General features: G+C 59.3%; 1 protein-coding gene. It reads right to left on the minus strand.

The genetic code is table 11. The features are described 5' to 3' along the window. On the minus strand, positions 1-280 hold a 280-nt coding region (locus tag ACT86A_RS27525), incomplete at both ends, for a transposase (RefSeq protein ID WP_445095138.1).

Raw genomic sequence — 280 nt, forward strand, 5'->3', positions numbered from 1 at the left:
TGACCTTCACCACGATGGCGTCGATGAACACGGCCACATAGATCTCATCCAGTGGCCGGGCGGACCATTCCTGCATCTCGGCGATCACCTTGTCGGTGATCCGAGACACCGTCTCCTTCGATACCGACGCACCATAGATCTCGGCGAAATGCGCCGAAATCTCGCCAGTGGTCAAGCCTTTCGCATACAGCGACAACACGATCTCATCGACACCGGTCAGGCGGCGTTGGCGTTTCTTGACGATCTGCGGTTCGAAAGTGCCGTCCCGGTCGCGGGGCAC

Source organism: Nocardia glycosmidis (assembly GCF_052545115.1).